General features: G+C 36.0%; 21 protein-coding genes. 16 read left to right on the forward strand and 5 right to left on the reverse strand.

Annotation, left to right across the window (positions count from 1 at the left end):
• Positions 1–4: 4 nt before the first annotated feature.
• Positions 5–493 carry a DUF3993 domain-containing protein gene (locus ACFWDE_RS13425; protein ID WP_002111512.1) on the forward strand — a complete coding sequence of 163 codons (489 nt, stop codon included), beginning with the start codon at positions 5–7 and terminating at the stop codon, positions 491–493.
• A gap of 25 nt (positions 494–518) precedes the next feature.
• Here the strand turns inward: ACFWDE_RS13425 and ACFWDE_RS13430 are convergent, their stop codons facing one another.
• Positions 519–755 (reverse strand): glutaredoxin family protein, encoded by a 237-nt coding sequence (locus ACFWDE_RS13430; protein WP_002111510.1) that lies wholly within the window; start codon positions 753–755, stop codon positions 519–521.
• Positions 756–987: 232 nt separating this feature from the next.
• Between ACFWDE_RS13430 and ACFWDE_RS13435 the strand changes: the two genes are divergently transcribed.
• The 10 genes from ACFWDE_RS13435 to ACFWDE_RS13480 all read left to right on the forward strand — a co-directional run bounded on the left by ACFWDE_RS13435 (position 988) and on the right by ACFWDE_RS13480 (position 8,012).
• The gene (locus ACFWDE_RS13435) at positions 988–1,224 is read left to right on the forward strand and encodes a YkuJ family protein (protein WP_002111509.1); all 237 of its coding nucleotides are present in this window, start codon (positions 988–990) and stop codon (positions 1,222–1,224) included.
• A gap of 184 nt (positions 1,225–1,408) precedes the next feature.
• Positions 1,409–1,558, forward strand: coding sequence for a hypothetical protein (locus ACFWDE_RS13440; RefSeq protein WP_002033828.1), 150 nt, complete (start codon positions 1,409–1,411; stop codon positions 1,556–1,558).
• A 74-nt stretch (positions 1,559–1,632) separates the two neighbouring features.
• Entirely contained in the window at positions 1,633–2,151 is a 519-nt protein-coding gene (locus ACFWDE_RS13445; protein WP_002111508.1) for a ribonuclease H-like YkuK family protein, read from the forward strand.
• Between the two features lie 127 nt (positions 2,152–2,278).
• The gene (abbA, locus tag ACFWDE_RS13450) at positions 2,279–2,470 is read left to right on the forward strand and encodes an antirepressor AbbA (protein ID WP_002145987.1); all 192 of its coding nucleotides are present in this window, start codon (positions 2,279–2,281) and stop codon (positions 2,468–2,470) included.
• Positions 2,471–2,632: 162 nt separating this feature from the next.
• On the forward strand, positions 2,633–3,076 hold the full coding sequence (gene cbpB / locus ACFWDE_RS13455) for a cyclic-di-AMP-binding protein CbpB (RefSeq protein WP_002145988.1): 444 nt from the start codon (positions 2,633–2,635) through the stop codon (positions 3,074–3,076).
• A 177-nt stretch (positions 3,077–3,253) separates the two neighbouring features.
• A complete protein-coding gene (locus tag ACFWDE_RS13460) occupies positions 3,254–4,138 on the forward strand; it encodes a transcriptional regulator CcpC (protein ID WP_377892824.1) in 885 nt (294 codons plus the stop codon).
• A 71-nt stretch (positions 4,139–4,209) separates the two neighbouring features.
• Positions 4,210–4,932, forward strand: a complete 723-nt coding sequence (dapD, locus tag ACFWDE_RS13465) for a 2,3,4,5-tetrahydropyridine-2,6-dicarboxylate N-acetyltransferase (protein WP_377892825.1) — start codon at positions 4,210–4,212, stop codon at positions 4,930–4,932.
• 61 nt (positions 4,933–4,993) lie between these two features.
• Positions 4,994–6,124 (forward strand): N-acetyldiaminopimelate deacetylase, encoded by a 1,131-nt coding sequence (locus ACFWDE_RS13470; RefSeq protein WP_377892827.1) that lies wholly within the window; start codon positions 4,994–4,996, stop codon positions 6,122–6,124.
• A gap of 272 nt (positions 6,125–6,396) precedes the next feature.
• Positions 6,397–7,263, forward strand: a complete 867-nt coding sequence (locus ACFWDE_RS13475; protein WP_377892828.1) for a cytochrome C oxidase assembly protein — start codon at positions 6,397–6,399, stop codon at positions 7,261–7,263.
• Positions 7,264–7,346: 83 nt separating this feature from the next.
• Positions 7,347–8,012 (forward strand): potassium channel family protein, encoded by a 666-nt coding sequence (locus tag ACFWDE_RS13480; protein WP_000504032.1) that lies wholly within the window; start codon positions 7,347–7,349, stop codon positions 8,010–8,012.
• Positions 8,013–8,050: 38 nt separating this feature from the next.
• Here ACFWDE_RS13480 and rnjA read toward each other — a convergent pair whose 3' ends face one another.
• Together rnjA and ACFWDE_RS13490 are read right to left on the reverse strand one after the other, a co-directional pair.
• Positions 8,051–9,718, reverse strand: a complete 1,668-nt coding sequence (gene rnjA, locus ACFWDE_RS13485; RefSeq protein WP_002014844.1) for a ribonuclease J1 — start codon at positions 9,716–9,718, stop codon at positions 8,051–8,053.
• Positions 9,719–9,722: 4 nt separating this feature from the next.
• Positions 9,723–9,935 carry a DNA-dependent RNA polymerase subunit epsilon gene (locus ACFWDE_RS13490; RefSeq protein ID WP_000576437.1) on the reverse strand — a complete coding sequence of 71 codons (213 nt, stop codon included), beginning with the start codon at positions 9,933–9,935 and terminating at the stop codon, positions 9,723–9,725.
• Positions 9,936–10,483: 548 nt separating this feature from the next.
• On the opposite strand from ACFWDE_RS13490, the gene ACFWDE_RS13495 reads away from it, so the two are divergent.
• Positions 10,484–11,257, forward strand: coding sequence for a Cof-type HAD-IIB family hydrolase (locus ACFWDE_RS13495; protein WP_377892831.1), 774 nt, complete (start codon positions 10,484–10,486; stop codon positions 11,255–11,257).
• Between the two features lie 62 nt (positions 11,258–11,319).
• On the opposite strand, the gene def is transcribed toward ACFWDE_RS13495, so the two are convergent.
• Together def and ACFWDE_RS13505 are read right to left on the reverse strand one after the other, a co-directional pair.
• Positions 11,320–11,874, reverse strand: a complete 555-nt coding sequence (gene def / locus ACFWDE_RS13500; protein ID WP_002145995.1) for a peptide deformylase — start codon at positions 11,872–11,874, stop codon at positions 11,320–11,322.
• Between the two features lie 166 nt (positions 11,875–12,040).
• Positions 12,041–12,190, reverse strand: coding sequence for a YjcZ family sporulation protein (locus tag ACFWDE_RS13505; protein WP_002160675.1), 150 nt, complete (start codon positions 12,188–12,190; stop codon positions 12,041–12,043).
• Between the two features lie 513 nt (positions 12,191–12,703).
• Here ACFWDE_RS13505 and pdhA point away from each other — a divergent pair.
• The 4 genes from pdhA (at position 12,704) to lpdA (ending at position 17,601) form a co-directional block, all read left to right on the forward strand.
• The gene (pdhA, locus tag ACFWDE_RS13510) at positions 12,704–13,819 is read left to right on the forward strand and encodes a pyruvate dehydrogenase E1 component subunit alpha (protein ID WP_002160676.1); all 1,116 of its coding nucleotides are present in this window, start codon (positions 12,704–12,706) and stop codon (positions 13,817–13,819) included.
• A 3-nt stretch (positions 13,820–13,822) separates the two neighbouring features.
• Positions 13,823–14,800, forward strand: coding sequence for a pyruvate dehydrogenase complex E1 component subunit beta (pdhB, locus tag ACFWDE_RS13515; RefSeq protein WP_000068162.1), 978 nt, complete (start codon positions 13,823–13,825; stop codon positions 14,798–14,800).
• A gap of 93 nt (positions 14,801–14,893) precedes the next feature.
• A complete protein-coding gene (gene pdhC / locus ACFWDE_RS13520; RefSeq protein WP_002145996.1) occupies positions 14,894–16,183 on the forward strand; it encodes a pyruvate dehydrogenase complex dihydrolipoyllysine-residue acetyltransferase in 1,290 nt (429 codons plus the stop codon).
• Positions 16,184–16,188: 5 nt separating this feature from the next.
• Entirely contained in the window at positions 16,189–17,601 is a 1,413-nt protein-coding gene (gene lpdA / locus ACFWDE_RS13525) for a dihydrolipoyl dehydrogenase (protein ID WP_002145997.1), read from the forward strand.
• The last annotated feature ends 171 nt before the right edge of the window (positions 17,602–17,772 follow it).

Below are 17,772 nucleotides of genomic sequence, written 5' to 3' on the forward strand. Positions count from 1 at the left end.
AAAAATGAAGAAATATGGAATATGGTTTGTTCTATTTATATGTGTTGCCTTTCTAGTTGGCTATAGTGTCACAACTGTTTTAGGAAAAGAAGAAGTGAAAGTGGATCGGAAAGAAGTGTTTACAACGATACAAAAAGGTTATGAGACCCAATTTTCAATTCGCGGGAAGCAAATATCTATGAATAAGATGATAGAGACGTTATCACCATATTTTACAAATAATTTCCTTCAAGTTTTTACAGATGAAAACAGTAGAAATGAAAAACAAAGTGGTGAATATTTACTTCCAGCAAAAGAAGCTCCGTTTTCCTTTAATTCAGAAACAAAAATGTCTTATGATGAAGAACATAAAAATTTATATGTCTACGAGCGGGCAAAGAGTGGACAATATCAAATTGTGACATTGCAAAAGGATAATGGAAAATGGAAACTAGCAGGGTATCATGAAAGTCAGGAACTGTTGACTGAAATAAAAAGGTTACAACAATTATGAGAATAGGGATAGGTGTCCCCTATTCCTATTCTATACCGAGTAGCTGTTGTAATTTTTCAATTTGAAAACCTGCGACAACTTCTCCGTCAATTACAACTGTTGGAGTTGAATAGGACTCATAGTCATATAAAAGACGATTGCGTGCAGCAGCGTCTTTTTTTACGTCAAATTCTTCATATACAACGTTATTATGTTTTAAAAATTCTTTCACAATGGTACAAGGCGGACAATCAGGTTGTGTATAAACCTCAATTTTTTTCATTGTAATTCCTCCCTTTTTCTGTTTTTTATTATATTCTGCCAGTATAAAAAGCGCAATAAAGAAGTAAAAAGATGCTCTTTCATCTTTTTACTTCGTATTTCGACAAATTTTAGTTGAGTTTCTGGCCAAGAACCTTTATCCTAGATTGTGGAACGTTTTTTCTGTTATGACGGATAGAATGAGTATAGCTGTAAAACCTATTGGTAGGAAGATCAGAGAAAGGAGAGATTTCATGTCTCTACTCCAAGGAATTTTAACTCGACTTGTTAGTCTACAAGAACAAGCTGAAAGCGGTGAAGTAGCACAACGCTATTTTGAAGTGAACGGTGAGCGCAAATGTAGCGTGAAATTTTTCGATAAAAGTGAAATGTATGAATTAGAAGTGTATCAACAAGGTGAAAAACCTCAAGTGTATCAATTCGATAACATCGATATGGTTGCAATTGAGATTTATGATATCATTAATTGATACATATAAAAAAGGTACTGCCAAATGGCGGTACCTTTTTTAGTTATATTAATTAATGGGCTATACAGGTAGTAGAAGTTGCAATTTAAGTCGCGATTAAATAAAAGGTTTTTACAAATGTATATGTATAGGAATTTTTTATTTTTCCTACAATGATAGTAAATATTAATAGGAGGTGCAAAGGATGGAACGCTTACCGATTGTTATTTGTCCTAATTGTCACAGTCATGCTGAAATTAATCATGTATTAACCGCCCAGTCTAATCAAAATGTAATTTATACATGTAGGTTTTGTAATTATGTAATTCGAAATATTGAAACGAATAAAGGGTAGTAAGTTATAATTTTTATTTTTGTCCCATACAATGAGAATACGAAAAGTCTGTCTAATTGAAAGGACGTGACTATGTGGACGGTGAGCATACATTTTATAATGTTTCAGAGAGACATTTGAATTTTGATATGGTATTTAACCGTATTTGTAGTTTCATTGAAAAGGATCCACGAAATTTATATCGATTATCTATTGGGACAGACTCACAAGCGCATCAAAAGGATACGAGGTTTATTACAGCGATACATATTCATCGGGTTGGAAAAGGAGCATGGGGATGTTTGCATCATAAATCAGTGAAAAATAAGCCAGCAACGTTGCGAGAGAAAATATATTTAGAAACACAGTTTAGTCAAGAAATCGCCTATTTATTTACTCCCAATCATATACAAACAATATGGGATTTATTGCACCCATACGCTCAAGATGGAGCAGGATTCATAATGGAAATTCATTTAGATATCGGGAATGATGGTTTAACAAAAGAATTTATTTTAGATATGACGATGAAAATTCAAGCAATGGGATTAACAGCAAAAATTAAGCCAGATGCTTATGCGGCATTTAGTTATGCGAACAGATATACGAAATAATGTGAAATGATGTCTATATATTCGCAGTCGTTAAGTGGCTCTGGCAAAAACCGAATATTACATCTATTGAATAAGTTGAAAATCTTATATAATAAGAGTGATGATGTGAGTGCAAGGAGAGGAGCATATGGAAAAGGAATTTGTTTTAACAAGAGAAGAAGAAAATTTATTGTTGGATATTCTGTTTCAGCAAAATTATGCGAGCGAAATTTTAGCGGTGGAGCTTACAGACATTGAGAATGGTTTAAAACAGACAGATGTGACGCAATATAAAAAAATTACAAGATTGTTTTACCGTTTAAAAAATAAAGGGTATTAAGCGCTACCGGAATGGTAGTCTTTTTTTTATGTTGTATGCTAAAATAGCTGTGTATCTTTATTTTTATTAGAAGAATGTTAGGACAAAATAATAACATGAAAACGCTATCATAAAATGTAAGTAGGATTGGAGAATATAAGCAAGGGAAATGGGGGATGTAACATGATTAGTATTCCGAAAGATGAGTTTCAACAAATTCTTGTGAAGGATTTAATGATTTCATCAGAAAAAGTAGCACATGTCCAAATAGGGAATGGTTTAGAACATGCTTTACTCGTTCTTGTGAAATCTGGATATTCGGCGATTCCTGTTTTAGACCCTATGTATAAATTACATGGGTTAATTAGTACTGCTATGATTTTAGATGGTATTTTAGGATTAGATCACATTGAGTTTGAAAGACTTGAGAATATGAAAGTGGAACAAGTGATGAAGGAAGAGATTCCAGTTCTTATGTTAGAAGATTCTTTTGCAAAAGCTTTAGAAATGACAATTGATCATCCTTTTATTTGCGCTGTCAATGAAGAAGGTTACTTCGAGGGTATTTTAACACGTCGGGCTATTTTAAAATTATTGAATAAAAAAGTGAGACAGCATAATCGATAACGTAGGGAAAGTGACTTCACTGAAAAGGCGAAGTCACTTTTTTTCGTGCATATCAGTTGTGTATGTATTATATTTAAAAAGACATACAGCATAAGAAAAGTTTGAACTAACAAACCGTTCTAATGTATAAAAGTATGCAATTAAATTAAGGATGAAATACTTATTTAAATTAGGTGTATGGAAGCTAAGGAAAGAGGGAGAAAGTTGCAAATTGATGATTTTCAAATGATGGTTGTGTTAGCTCAGGAATCAAATATGAGAAAAGCGGCGGAACGTTTATTTGTTTCCCAACCTGCGCTTAGTCAACGATTACAATCTATGGAGAAACACTGGGGAATGAAATTTTTTATTCGTTCACAAAAAGGATTAACAATTACACCTGAAGGGGAAAAAGTTGCAAATTATGCAAAAGAAATGTTACAACGGGAAGAGGATATTAAAAGTGAACTGGCTCTTTTTAGAACGGAAACATACGGTACGTTAAAAATAGCTGTTGCATCAGTCATTGGGCAATATTGGCTTCCACCTGTTTTGAAAAAATTTGTGCATAAGTATCCTTCTGTGAAGATAGCTCTGTTTACTGGCTGGAGTAGTGAAGTGCAAAAGCAATTTTATGAAGGAGACGTTCATGTTGCTATACTGAGAGGATCACAAGAATACAAAGGGCAGAAACAACAATTATTTGAAGATGAATTATATTTAGTTGATAAAGAAATAAAAGATATTTCGATGTTAAAAGAGACAAATAGACCATTTATTCAATTTAAAAGTGATTCGACCTACTATGGACAAATACAAAATTGGTGGTATGGATTATTTTCAAATCCACCTAAGCGAACGATTGTAGTTGACCAAATTGAAACGTGCAAACAGCTTGTTTTAAATGGAATAGGTTACGCTCTTTTACCTTCGACTGTTTTAAAAGAAGTGCAGGAAAATATGTATAAAACACCTGTTCAATTAACGAGAGAAACATGGTTATTGACGAGTGACTCGGCAAGGCAGTTGAAGCAAGTACAAGCATTTTTAGAAATTATAGAAGAAATTCAAATGGAAAAATAAGATTATTGTCTTGCTACTCGCTCTATCGTTTGGTAGAGTAACATTATAAATGGATTTAGGAGGCAACAAGAATGAAAATGATGGACGCTAACGAAATTATTTCGTTTATTCAAAACAGTGAAAAGAAAACTCCTGTAAAGGTATACATAAAAGGGGATTTAAAAGAAGTAACATTCCCTGAAACTGTACAAGCATTTGTAAATAAAAAATCTGGTGTATTATTCGGAGAATGGTCTGAGATTAAGACAATTCTTGATGAAAATAACCAGCACATTGTTGACTATGTAGTTGAGAACGACCGTCGTAATTCTGCAATTCCAATGCTTGATTTAAAAGGTATTAAAGCTCGTATTGAGCCAGGCGCGATTATTCGTGACCATGTAGAAATTGGTGACAACGCTGTTATCATGATGAATGCAACAATTAACATCGGTGCTGTAATTGGTGAAGGTACTATGATCGACATGAACGCAGTGCTTGGTGGACGTGCAACAGTTGGTAAAAACTGTCACGTAGGTGCAGGTGCTGTACTTGCCGGTGTTATTGAGCCACCTTCTGCAAAACCAGTTATCGTTGAAGATGACGTTGTAATTGGTGCAAATGTAGTGGTTCTAGAAGGCGTTACAGTAGGTAAAGGTGCAGTTGTAGCAGCAGGAGCTGTTGTAACAGAAGATGTGCCTCCATATACAGTTGTTGCGGGAACTCCGGCACGTGTAATTAAAGAAATTGATGAGAAGACAAAAGCAAAAACTGAAATCAAACAAGAGCTTCGTCAATTAAACCCAGAGAAATAAAAAACAAAAAGCGTAAGAGCATGAATGTGCTCTTACGCTTTTTATAGATAGAGGTGCAAAAGTGACAGTAAGCAAATTTGTCCAAGTTCGTAGAGATCTACATAAAATTCCGGAAAGCGGATTTAAAGAGTGGAAAACACAACAGTATATTTTAGATTATATAGGAACGCTTCCTAACGAATATTTGGAAGTGAGAACATGGAAAACAGGTGTAATTGTTAAAGTAAATGGGAAAAATCCTGGAAAAATAATAGGTTATCGTGCAGATATAGACGGTCTACCTATTACAGAGGAAACTGGATATGAATTCTCTTCTGTCCATGAAGGAATGATGCATGCATGTGGACATGATTTGCATGCAACAATCGGTTTAGGACTTTTAACAGCGGCTGTAAGCGAAAGAATAGATGATGATCTTGTATTTATATTCCAACCAGCTGAAGAAGGTCCAGGTGGTGCACTTCCTATGTTAGAAAGTGATGAGTTAAAAGAATGGAAGCCTAATATGATTCTTGGACTTCATATTGCACCTGAATACTCTGTGGGAACAATTGCGACAAAAGACGGTTTATTATTTGCGAATACATCAGAGTTATACGTTGATTTAAAAGGAAAAGGTGGGCATGCTGCATATCCGCATACAGCAAATGATATGATTGTTGCAGCGAGTCATCTCGTTACACAACTTCAATCAGTTATTAGTCGTAATGTGAATCCTCTTGACAGTGCGGTAATTACAATTGGGAAAATTACAGGTGGTACAGTTCAAAACATTATTGCAGAAAAGTCTCGTTTAGAAGGAACAATTCGAACGCTATCAGTGGAATCAATGAAACGTGTTAAAAGCCGAATTGAGGCAATTGTTGCGGGAATAGAAGCTTCCTTTCAATGTGAAGCTGTTATTGACTACGGAGCGATGTATCATCAAGTGTATAACCATGAAGAGTTAACGAGAGAGTTTATGCAATTTACACGTGAACAAACGAATATGGACGTAATTACATGTACGGAGGCAATGACAGGTGAAGACTTCGGCTATATGCTTCGAGAGATACCTGGATTTATGTTTTGGCTTGGAGTAAATTCAGAATATGGTTTACATCATGCGAAATTAAAACCAGACGAAGAGGTTATTGAGAAAGCGATTGTATTTTTAAATCAATATGTGAAGTGGAAGGGAAATAGAAAGTGAACTTACTCGCTAATTGTGCAACGGTTTAGAGTGGGGATTTTTTAGTTCCGAGACGAAAACATCTTTTGTATTTGTTAGTGTTAGACATCTTCATACAAATGAGTAGAGTTAAATTTGACGTCTTAATAATGAGCAGGGGTTTTTAGCCACTGCTCATTATTAATTAGTACTAATAGGTAAGATAATTATTTAACTACCTTATACAGGTTTACTTTTAGTATGAAAAGTGTGTAAAATCAATGTGATACATAGAAAAAAGGGTGGGGAATTACGTGCAAATTAGCAGTGCGATTTTATGTTTCGTCTTATATGCATATGTTATTATTGCGGCGGTTTATTTTGGGATAAGTTTTTACGCCTATCGTTTAGCAAATAATAGTGAATATGAAGAAACATACAAATGGGTGAAAAGATATTTGTCACCTGTACTAGAAATTATGAATGGATTTGTTCTTTTTTTATTTATTGGATTAATTGCTTTCTCAACGAGTTTAGTAGGGAATAAGACTACGTTATTTGTACTAGGTATCACTATTTTTATGCTATTAGGAATTCGAATTGGTAATACGGTGTTTTGGAACGAAAGAAAAATAGATGGTTGGACAGGGATGTTTATTCCATGTATGTTAGCTGCAATTGTGACGAATATAGAACATGAATATTATCAATTACATTTTTGGCTTATCATTGTTTTAACAATCCTCTCTGTTTTGTATATAAGTACTGTCGTGCTAACATACATCGCAAATGAAAAAGGAGATGCAAAAGGTGCGCGCTTCTTTAGAGGGCGTGCATTATTATGGAGTGTGCCGACGATGGCAGTTATAGGAATTATTGCGATATTAGTAAATGGATATCAATTTACTAATTGGCAATTGTTTTTAGAAACTTGGTGGATCTTCATTGTTTCGCTTGTAGCTTTTTTAGGCGCAACACATTATTTATTCCATCAACATCATTACATATTGGCACTGTTATTCGCATTTACACAACTTTTATTTGCTTTTTTCGGACAAGAAACGCTATTGTTCGTTTTTGAAACATTTAGTTCATTTGGAAATATATTTGTATTTGGTATGTTAATTTTCGGTATCGCGTTTTATTTACAACAGTATTTTTATATGCAAAAACAAAAATGAGAAGTATATACAGTTTTTTGTAGCGAATTTAAAGTATGTTACAATAAAAGTACATAGTACTTGATGTTATTGGAGGAATTCCTGTGGGCGAAAAAGAGAAAGAATTTGCTGTTATTGGGCTTGGCCGTTTTGGTGGAAGTATTTGCCGTGAATTAGCTCAATTAGGTATGGAAGTAATGGCAATTGACTCAGATGAGGATAAAATTAATGAGTTTGCAAATATAGCTTCGCATGCTGTAATTGCAGATTCAACAGATGAGATGGTATTAAAAAGTCTTGGTATTCGTAATTTTGATCATGTAGTCGTTGCTATTGGAGATAATTTGAATTCAAGTATTTTAACAACGTTAATTTTGAAAGAATTAGGTGTGAAAAATATTACTGTAAAAGCTCAAAATGACTATCATGAAAAAGTGCTAAGTAAAATAGGGGCAGATCATATTGTGCATCCAGAACGAGATATGGGAAAAAGGATTGCTAATAATATCGCATCAAGTAATGTGTTAGATTACCTAGAGCTTTCAGATGAGCATAGTATTGTAGAGATTATCGCAAATAAAAAAATTGATGGGCACTCTTTAATTGAATTAGATATTCGTGCGAAGTTTGGTTTGAACATTGTAGCAATTAAGCGTGGGAAAGAAGTTATCGTATCTCCTCGAGCTACAGAAAACATTCAGGCGGGAGATATATTAATTGTAATTGGTCATGACGATGAAGTAGATCGTTTTAAGCATTTTTTAAGATAAGAGAAAAGGACAATGCCGAGGAGGCATTGTCCTTTTTCTTATATTTCCATAATGATTGGTAAAATCATTGGACGACGTTTTGTTTTTTCGTATAGGAATGGTGCTAATGTGTCTGTAATCTCATTTTTAATTTCAGACCATTGTGTTGTTTTTCGCTCCATTACTTTTTCTAAATGTGTTGTAATTAATGTTTGAGCATCGTTGATTAAATCGCTGCTTTCACGCATATAAACGAAACCACGCGAGATGATATCAGGTCCTGCTGCAACTTTAAATTCTTTCATATCAATGCTTACAACTACAATAACGAGTCCTTCTTCAGAAAGAATGCGACGATCACGTAATACGATATTACCGATATCTCCAATACCATTTCCATCGATATAGACAGAGCCAGATGGGATTTTCCCAGCTACGCTTGCTTCATCAGAACGTAAAGCGAGAACATCCCCGTTATCCATAATGAAACAATTTTCTTCTGGAATACCACAATCATTCGCTAATTTCATATGCATACGTTGCATACGATATTCACCATGAATTGGCATGAAATATTTTGGCTTAATAAGACGTAGCATTAACTTTTGTTCTTCTTGTCCACCGTGTCCACTCGTATGAATATTTGAGAGTTTACCATGGATTACATCAGCGCCAGCGCGGTACAACATGTTAATTGTACGACTTACACTAATTGTATTGCCTGGGATTGGTGAAGAAGAGAAAACAACTGTATCGCCAGGGATAATTTGAATTTGACGATGTGTACCATTGGCAATACGTGAAAGTGCTGCCATCGGCTCCCCTTGACTACCTGTACATAACATAACAACTTTATTAGCTGGTAGGCGGTTTAGCTGAGATGTGTCTATGAATGTATCCTTTGGACACCGGATATAACCAAGGTTTTGTCCGATTTCAATAGCTGCTTCCATACTTCGACCGAATACAGCTACTTTACGATTGTTTTCAACAGCAGCCTCAACAACTTGTTGTAAGCGATGGATATTCGATGCAAAGGTTGCGAAGATAATACGACCGTCTACTTTGCGGAATATATCTTGAATACTATCACCAACGCGGCGCTCAGACATCGTAAAGTTTGGCACTTCACTGTTTGTACTATCAGATAAGAGACAAAGTACACCGTCTTTTCCGATTTCGGCCATTTTTGTTAAATCTGCTGGCTCGCCTACTGGTGTGAAATCAAATTTAAAATCACCTGTATGAACGACTTGTCCTTGAGGTGTTTTCACAACAACTCCGTATGAATCCGGAATACTGTGAGTTGTACGGAAGAAGGAAACAGATGTCTTTTTAAATTTAATAACATCATCTTCTTGAATTTCATAAAGTTTTGCTTTACGAAGTAATCCGTGCTCTTCTAATTTGTTTTTTATTAGGGCAATTGCTAATTTTCCACCGTAAATTGGAATGTTTACTTGACGTAATAGATAAGGAATTCCACCGATATGATCTTCGTGACCATGTGTAATGAATAACCCTTTAATTTTATCTTCGTTTCGCACAAAATAAGTGTAATCTGGTATTACATAATCGATACCGAGGAGTTCGTCTTCTGGAAATTTAATTCCAGCGTCAATTATAATAATTTCATCTTGAAATTGAACAGCATATGTATTTTTACCGATTTCACCAAGACCACCGAGGGCAAAAACGGCAGCTTGATCATTTTTTAGGAATTTCATATGACTATACGATCTCCGCTAATATTAAATCAGCGTTTTGTTTTTCATATTCAAGATGAGCACCAGTAACAGACTGAACGAACTCGATATTATATGCGAACTTTTGTAATTTTTTACGAACATCCTTTTGAGACGTAGCCTCTAAATATAAAACTTTTGTATTTTCACGTACTGGGACCTCAGTTAACTTTTCTTGATAAAATACTTTAAAAATCATTGGGAAAACCTCTCCTTGTCTATGTTTTGCATTATCTGTTACTTATTATAAAGCAAACAGTCACGATTTTCATGTTTTTTCGAATGAGAATGAAGAAAAAGCCCGAAATGGGCACAATTTAAGCGATTGTCTTCTTACGGACTAAATCGTTTAAATAACGCTTGAGCTTTTTCTTCAGCTTCTTCAGCATGATTACTCCTTCCTTTCCTTATTTTAAACATGCATATTACTAATGATAACTCCGTCTCCCGTACAAGAAAGAAGATAAGAAGTGAATAGTGAATCTTGTTCTTTTTAGTATAGTGTAAGTTATCCTGTAGTAACGATTAGTAGCCGTTAGTTATAGATATAGTATGAGGAAGAATAGAAAAGAAAATTCATCCGAACAAGTATCCACATTTTTTTACTAATATTATATGCGCATTTCATAAATAAGGTCAGAAAGTGAACGCTTTCTTCACAGATGTTTAATATGTTATACTTTTTTTTGAAATTTGAAAAGTGATAATCAAAATAGGAATATAGAGTGCCAGAAAGGATTTTGACAAATGAATGATAAAATTATCTTTTTTGATATTGATGGAACATTATTAGATCATGATAAAAAAATTCCGCAATCTACAAGAGATGCAGTAAGAGATTTACAAGAAAAAGGTGTGCATGTAGCGATTGCGACAGGGCGTGCGCCATTTATGTTTGAAGATATTCGTGAGGAACTCAATATACATAATTATGTTAGTTTTAACGGACAGTATGTTGTATTTGAGGATGAGGTATTATTTAATAATCCATTACATCCTGATGCTCTACATAAGTTTACTCAGTTTGCAAAACAAGAAGGATATCCACTTGTATATCTTGACCATCAAGAAATGAGAGCGTCAGTGGAATATCATGATTATGTAAAAGAAGGTTTTGGAACCTTACAATTCGAGCATCCGGCATATGAACCTGATTTTTATGAGAAACGCGATATTTATCAAACGCTTCTTTTTTGTGAAGTAAACGAAGAAGAAAAGTTTATTCATCATTATCCAGATTTTCATTTTATACGCTGGCATGCATATTCGATGGATATTATTCCTAATGGGGGTTCTAAGGCAAAAGGGATTGAGAAGTTTATTGAGAAAATAGGATTTAATCGTGAACAAGTATATGCATTTGGGGACGGATTAAATGATTTAGAAATGATTGAAGCAGTAGGAACGGGCATTGTGATGGGGAATGGTCATGAGGATTTGAAAAAACTTGCTAATCATGTGACAAAAGATGTTAATGAAGACGGTATTTATCACGGATTAAAGTGGGCTGGCTTGTTATAAGTAAGTGTGGAACCCATTTCATATAATAAAAAGGCGGAAGGTTAACTTCCGCCTTTTTACTATTATCGCTCGAGAGGTTTTGAATCATCGGGAGCCACAAATGGATTGTCTTTATTAATATGGTCATAGAACATAACACCGTTTAAATGGTCGATTTCATGTTGGAATACAATTGCTGGTAAACCTTTTAATCGCAGTTTTACGTCTTCACCGTTAATCGTTGTTGCCTTTACTGTAATTCTTGTGTAACGAGGGACATAACCAGGTACTTCATGGTCTACAGATAGACAGCCTTCACCATTTTGTAAATATGTACGTTCAACAGAATGACTAATGATTTTTGGGTTAAATAATGCGTAGCTATATAATGTATCGTTCGTATCAGTTACATGAACCGCAATCATTTTCTTTGAAATACCGATTTGCGGAGCCGCTAATCCGATTCCGGGGCGTAAATTATATTTTTCAGCCATTTCAGGGTCCTGGCTATTTATTACAAATTCAATCATTTCTTTAAGCGTATTTGTATCTTCCTCACTAGCAGGTAAGGAGACCTCTTCTGCGACGTCGCGCAAAATAGGATTTCCTTCACGAATTACTTCATTCATTGTAAGCATATGTAATCTCTCCTTTCTTCTTTAGTCTACCAAAGGAGATAAAAAAAGTCATCGGCAAGTAAGGAAGAGCTACTTGGAAACAAATCTTCTATAGATAAGTTATGTAATAAAAGAAAAGACGGCAAAGCCGTCTGTCTCTTTCCATAGTTGTTTCATTTTACATTAATTAGCGAATGCAAGCAGCACCAACGATAATTAAAAGGATAAACAACACAACGATTAAGGCGAAGCCGCGTCCAGATTCGCCACAAGAACCGCCATAACCGTAGGAAGGATATGAACAAGTTGTTGGATAGCAATATGAGTATCCGTACATGAGATGACCTCCTTTATCATTTCCCGCTAATACTGCGGTTACTATAATGTATGGAGGAATGATCAGAAATGTATAGGTATTTACCTATAAAAGGAAGAAGTGTTTGTATAATTTTATTGAGAAGAGAGAAAAACTAAAGAGAATTAAATCGTTTACATATTATTCTAAGAGAAAAAACAAGTTAAAAAGGGAATAATATAACAGTAGGTTATTGCTTACTAATACAGATGTGAAAAATAAAAACACGTTTGTGTAGAGGAAACCTGCATATTATTTATAAAAAAACGTATTCAAAGTAATTGACATCGTAATTAGAATAGTTGTAAACTAAAAAACGTGATCAAGATTGTATTAATATGTTTTTGAAAAAACATTAGTACAGATTGTTAGGTACACAAAATTATTCTCAACCGACAGACAAATTTGTTGGTTTACATTGTTGCGCTTTCAGTCTAGTTAATAGATAGTGAAAGCGTTTCAGAATATGGTTCAAGAGAGGAAGAGGTGAACGGAATGGGTACTAAAACAAAAAACACCCTATTTAATGTTGATGAGCAAATGAAAGCTATCGCAGCTCAATTTGAAACATTACAAATTTTAAATGAAAAAGGCGAAGTTGTGAATGAAGCAGCTATGCCTGAATTATCAGACGATCAATTAAAAGAGTTAATGCGCCGTATGGTGTATACTCGCGTACTAGATCAACGTTCTATTTCTTTAAACCGTCAAGGACGTTTAGGTTTCTACGCACCAACTGCTGGACAAGAGGCTTCTCAATTAGCAAGTCATTTCGCACTTGAAGCAGAAGATTTCATCTTACCAGGATATCGTGATGTTCCACAATTAGTGTGGCACGGTCTACCATTATATCAAGCATTCTTATTCTCTCGTGGACATTTCATGGGTAACCAAATGCCTGAGAATGTAAATGCACTTGCTCCACAAATCATTATCGGTGCGCAAATCATCCAAACTGCTGGTGTTGCGTTAGGTATGAAACTACGTGGTAAAAAATCTGTTGCAATTACTTACACTGGTGACGGTGGTGCTTCACAAGGTGACTTCTACGAAGGTATGAACTTTGCGGGTGCATTCAAAGCTCCAGCAATCTTCGTTGTACAAAACAACCGTTATGCAATCTCTACTCCAGTAGAAAAGCAATCTGCAGCTAAAACTGTAGCACAAAAAGCAGTAGCAGCAGGTATTTACGGAATTCAAGTAGACGGTATGGATCCATTAGCTGTATACGCAGCAACTGCTTTCGCTCGTGAGCGCGCAGTAAACGGCGAAGGCCCTACTTTAATCGAGACTTTAACATTCCGTTATGGTCCACATACAATGGCTGGTGATGACCCAACTCGTTACCGTACAAAAGATATCGAAAACGAATGGGAACAAAAAGATCCAATCGTACGCTTCCGTGCATTCTTAGAAAACAAAGGCCTATGGTCTCAAGAAGTTGAAGAGAAAGTAATCGAAGAAGCAAAAGAAGATATCAAACAAGCAATTGCTAAGGCTGACCAAGCTCCAAAACAAAAAGTTACTGATTTAATGGAAATCATGTACGAAAAAATGCCTTACAACTTAGCTGAACAATATGAAATTTACAAAGAAAAGGAGTCGAAGTAAGCCATGGCTCAAATGACAATGATTCAAGCAATCACTGATGCTTTACGCGTTGAAATGAAAAATGATCCTAATGTACTTGTGTTTGGTGAAGACGTTGGTGTAAACGGCGGAGTATTCCGTGCTACTGAAGGTTTACAAGCTGAATTCGGTGAAGATCGTGTAATGGATACTCCACTTGCAGAGTCTGGTATTGGTGGACTTGCAGTTGGACTTGCACTTGAAGGCTTCCGTCCAGTTCCAGAAATCCAATTCTTCGGTTTCATTTATGAAGTAATGGATTCAGTTTCTGGTCAATTAGCTCGTATGCGTTACCGTTCTGGTGGACGTTGGACTGCTCCAGTAACAATTCGTTCTCCATTCGGTGGTGGCGTTCATACTCCAGAACTACATGCTGATAGCTTAGAAGGATTAGTGGCTCAACAACCTGGTCTAAAAGTTGTTATTCCATCTACTCCATACGATGCAAAAGGTCTTTTAATCTCTGCGATTCGTGACAACGATCCAGTTATCTACTTAGAGCATATGAAATTGTACCGTTCATTCCGTCAAGATGTACCAGAAGGCGATTACACAATTGATTTAGGTAAAGCTGATATCAAACGTGAAGGTACAGATGTATCTGTTATCGCTTATGGTGCTATGGTTCATGCTGCATTAAAAGCTGCTGAAGAACTTGAAAAAGAAGGTATCTCTTTAGAGGTTGTTGACTTACGTACAGTTCAACCATTAGATATCGAAACAATCATTGCTTCTGTTGAAAAAACAGGTCGCGTAGTTGTAGTTCAAGAAGCTCAAAAACAAGCTGGTATTGCAGCTAACGTTGTAGCGGAAATTAACGACCGTGCAATCTTAAACTTAGAAGCTCCAGTTGTTCGTGTTGCAGCTGCTGATACAGTATTCCCATTCTCTCAAGCTGAGAGCGTATGGTTACCAAACCATAAAGATATTGTTGAAGCTGTTAATAAAGTAATGAACTTCTAATTTTTAGTTTTTCATGTGCAAAAGAAATCAGCACATGCTGGTTTCTTTTGCACATATTCCATAATAATGAAATGAATCAGGGGGCTGAATTCCGTGGCATTTGAATTTAAACTACCAGATATCGGTGAAGGTATCCACGAAGGTGAAATCGTAAAATGGTTTATTAAACCAGGCGATGAAGTAAATGAAGACGATGTACTTCTTGAAGTGCAAAATGATAAAGCAGTAGTAGAAATCCCTTCTCCTGTTAAAGGTAAAGTACTTGAAGTACTTGTAGAAGAAGGAACAGTTGCAATAGTAGGAGATACATTAATTAAATTTGATGCTCCTGGATACGAAAACCTTAAATTTAAAGGTGACGATCATGATGAAGCTCCAAAAGCTGAAGAAGTAGCAGTAGAAGCTCCAGCAGCGGAAGCTACTCCAGCAGCAACTGCAGAAGTAGTAAATGAGCGTGTAATCGCTATGCCATCTGTTCGTAAATATGCTCGTGAAAAAGGTGTAGATATTCATAAAGTAGCTGGTTCTGGTAAGAACGGCCGTGTTGTGAAAACTGACATCGATGCATTTGCAAATGGTGGACAAACTGTAGCAGCAACTGAGGCTCCAGCAGCAGTAGAAGCTACTCCAGCAGCAGCGAAAGAAGAAGCACCAAAAGCACAACCAATCCCAGCTGGTGAATATCCAGAAACTCGTGAGAAAATGAGTGGTATCCGTAAAGCGATTGCGAAAGCAATGGTTAACTCTAAGCATACAGCTCCTCACGTAACTCTAATGGATGAAATTGATGTAACTGAGCTTGTTGCTCACCGTAAGAAGTTCAAAGCTGTTGCAGCGGACAAAGGTATTAAATTAACTTACCTTCCATACGTTGTTAAAGCTTTAACATCTGCATTACGTGAATACCCAATGTTAAACACTTCTTTAGACGATGCATCTCAAGAAGTAGTTCATAAACATTACTTCAACATCGGTATCGCAGCTGATACAGACAAAGGTCTATTAGTACCAGTTGTTAAAGATACAGATCGCAAGTCTATCTTCACTATTTCTAACGAGATTAATGATCTTGCTGGTAAAGCACGTGACGGTCGTTTAGCTCCGGCTGAAATGAAAGGTGCTTCTTGCACAATTACAAACATTGGTTCTGCAGGTGGACAATGGTTCACTCCAGTTATCAATCACCCAGAAGTAGCAATCCTTGGGATCGGCCGTATCGCTGAGAAACCAGTTGTGAAAAACGGTGAAATCGTTGCAGCTCCAGTATTAGCATTATCTCTAAGCTTTGACCATCGTTTAATTGACGGCGCAACTGCTCAAAAAGCATTAAACCAAATTAAACGTCTATTGAATGACCCACAATTATTAGTAATGGAGGCGTAATAACAATGGTAGTAGGAGATTTCCCAATTGAATTAGATACAGTCGTTGTTGGTGCAGGTCCTGGTGGATACGTTGCGGCAATTCGTGCAGCACAATTAGGTCAAAAGGTAGCGATTATTGAAAAAGCTAACCTTGGTGGCGTATGCTTAAACGTTGGATGTATTCCTTCAAAAGCGTTAATCAATGCAGGTCATCGTTATGAGAATGCAATGCATTCTGATGACATGGGTATCACTGCAGAGAACGTAAAAGTTGACTTTACAAAAGTTCAAGAATGGAAAAACGGCGTAGTTAAGAAATTAACTGGCGGTGTTGAAGGCCTTCTTAAAGGTAACAAAGTTGAAATCATTCGCGGTGAAGCTTACTTCGTAGATGCTAACACATTACGCGTAATGACTGAAGATGCAGCACAAACTTATACGTTTAAAAATGCTGTTCTTGCAACTGGTTCTACACCAATCGAAATTCCTGGATTCAAATACTCTAAACGTGTTATCAACTCTACAGGCGCTTTAAGCTTACCTGAAATTCCTAAAAAACTTGTTGTAATCGGCGGCGGTTACATCGGTATGGAATTAGGTACTGCATATGCTAACTTCGGTACAGAAGTTACTGTAGTAGAAGCTGGCGACGAAATCTTAGCTGGTTTTGAAAAAGCTATGAGCTCTGTTGTTAAACGTGCTCTACAGAAAAAAGGTAACGTAAATATCCATACAAAAGCTATGGCTAAAGGCGTTGAAGAAACAGAAACTGGCGTAAAAGTTAGCTTTGAAGTTAAAGGTGAAATCCAAACTGTAGAAGCAGATTACGTATTAGTAACTGTAGGTCGTCGTCCAAACACTCAAGAAATCGGTCTTGAGCAAGTTGGAATTAAAATGACTGACCGTGGCATCATCGAAATTGATGAGCAATGCCGTACAAATATTTCAAACATCTATGCAATCGGTGATATCGTTCCTGGACCACCACTAGCTCACAAAGCTTCTTACGAAGGTAAAGTAGCTGTTGAAGTAATTAGTGGCCATGCATCAGCAATCGATTACATCGGAATTCCAGCAGTATGCTTCACTGATCCAGAATTAGCATCTGTTGGTTACACTAAGAAACAAGCTGAAGAAGCAGGAATGACAGTAGCTGTATCTAAGTTCCCATTCGCTGCAAACGGTCGTGCGTTATCATTAAACAGCACTGACGGTTTCTTACAACTTGTAACACGTAAAGAAGATGGTCTTCTTGTAGGTGCACAAGTTGCAGGTACAGGTGCTTCTGATATTATCTCTGAGATTGGTTTAGCTATCGAAGCTGGAATGACAGCTGAAGATATCGCTCAAACAATCCATGCTCACCCAACATTAGGTGAAATCACAATGGAAGCAGCTGAAGTTGCTCTTGGAATGCCAATTCACATTGTAAAATAATTTAAGTAATGTAAATAACCCATCTCTTATTTAAAGAGATGGGTTATTTTTATTTTCATAAAATGACTTGCAAGGTCTTTATATGTACTTGTCGAATGAATATATAATACTTTAAATGAACCGTTAGAATATATGCCGTTGCATAATATGTAATTGATTCAAACTTAATCC

The organism is Bacillus sp. NPDC060175 (genome assembly GCF_042728695.1).
In the GTDB taxonomy this organism is placed as follows: domain Bacteria; phylum Bacillota; class Bacilli; order Bacillales; family Bacillaceae_G; genus Bacillus_A.

What these genes read in the sequence shown, in the direction of transcription:
- ACFWDE_RS13425 (WP_002111512.1), top strand. Translation starts at nt 5, where the DNA reads ATGAAGAAATATGGAATATGGTTTGTTCTATTTATATGTGTTGCCTTT.
- ACFWDE_RS13430 (WP_002111510.1), bottom strand. Translation starts at nt 755, where the DNA reads ATGAAAAAAATTGAGGTTTATACACAACCTGATTGTCCGCCTTGTACC.
- ACFWDE_RS13435 (WP_002111509.1), top strand. Translation starts at nt 988, where the DNA reads ATGTCTCTACTCCAAGGAATTTTAACTCGACTTGTTAGTCTACAAGAA.
- ACFWDE_RS13440 (WP_002033828.1), top strand. Translation starts at nt 1,409, where the DNA reads ATGGAACGCTTACCGATTGTTATTTGTCCTAATTGTCACAGTCATGCT.
- abbA (WP_002145987.1), top strand. Translation starts at nt 2,279, where the DNA reads ATGGAAAAGGAATTTGTTTTAACAAGAGAAGAAGAAAATTTATTGTTG.
- cbpB (WP_002145988.1), top strand. Translation starts at nt 2,633, where the DNA reads ATGATTAGTATTCCGAAAGATGAGTTTCAACAAATTCTTGTGAAGGAT.
- ACFWDE_RS13460 (WP_377892824.1), top strand. Translation starts at nt 3,254, where the DNA reads ATGGAAGCTAAGGAAAGAGGGAGAAAGTTGCAAATTGATGATTTTCAA.
- dapD (WP_377892825.1), top strand. Translation starts at nt 4,210, where the DNA reads ATGAAAATGATGGACGCTAACGAAATTATTTCGTTTATTCAAAACAGT.
- rnjA (WP_002014844.1), bottom strand. Translation starts at nt 9,718, where the DNA reads ATGAAATTCCTAAAAAATGATCAAGCTGCCGTTTTTGCCCTCGGTGGT.
- ACFWDE_RS13490 (WP_000576437.1), bottom strand. Translation starts at nt 9,935, where the DNA reads ATGATTTTTAAAGTATTTTATCAAGAAAAGTTAACTGAGGTCCCAGTA.
- ACFWDE_RS13495 (WP_377892831.1), top strand. Translation starts at nt 10,484, where the DNA reads ATGAATGATAAAATTATCTTTTTTGATATTGATGGAACATTATTAGAT.
- def (WP_002145995.1), bottom strand. Translation starts at nt 11,874, where the DNA reads ATGCTTACAATGAATGAAGTAATTCGTGAAGGAAATCCTATTTTGCGC.
- ACFWDE_RS13505 (WP_002160675.1), bottom strand. Translation starts at nt 12,190, where the DNA reads ATGTACGGATACTCATATTGCTATCCAACAACTTGTTCATATCCTTCC.
- pdhA (WP_002160676.1), top strand. Translation starts at nt 12,704, where the DNA reads ATGGGTACTAAAACAAAAAACACCCTATTTAATGTTGATGAGCAAATG.
- pdhB (WP_000068162.1), top strand. Translation starts at nt 13,823, where the DNA reads ATGGCTCAAATGACAATGATTCAAGCAATCACTGATGCTTTACGCGTT.
- lpdA (WP_002145997.1), top strand. Translation starts at nt 16,189, where the DNA reads ATGGTAGTAGGAGATTTCCCAATTGAATTAGATACAGTCGTTGTTGGT.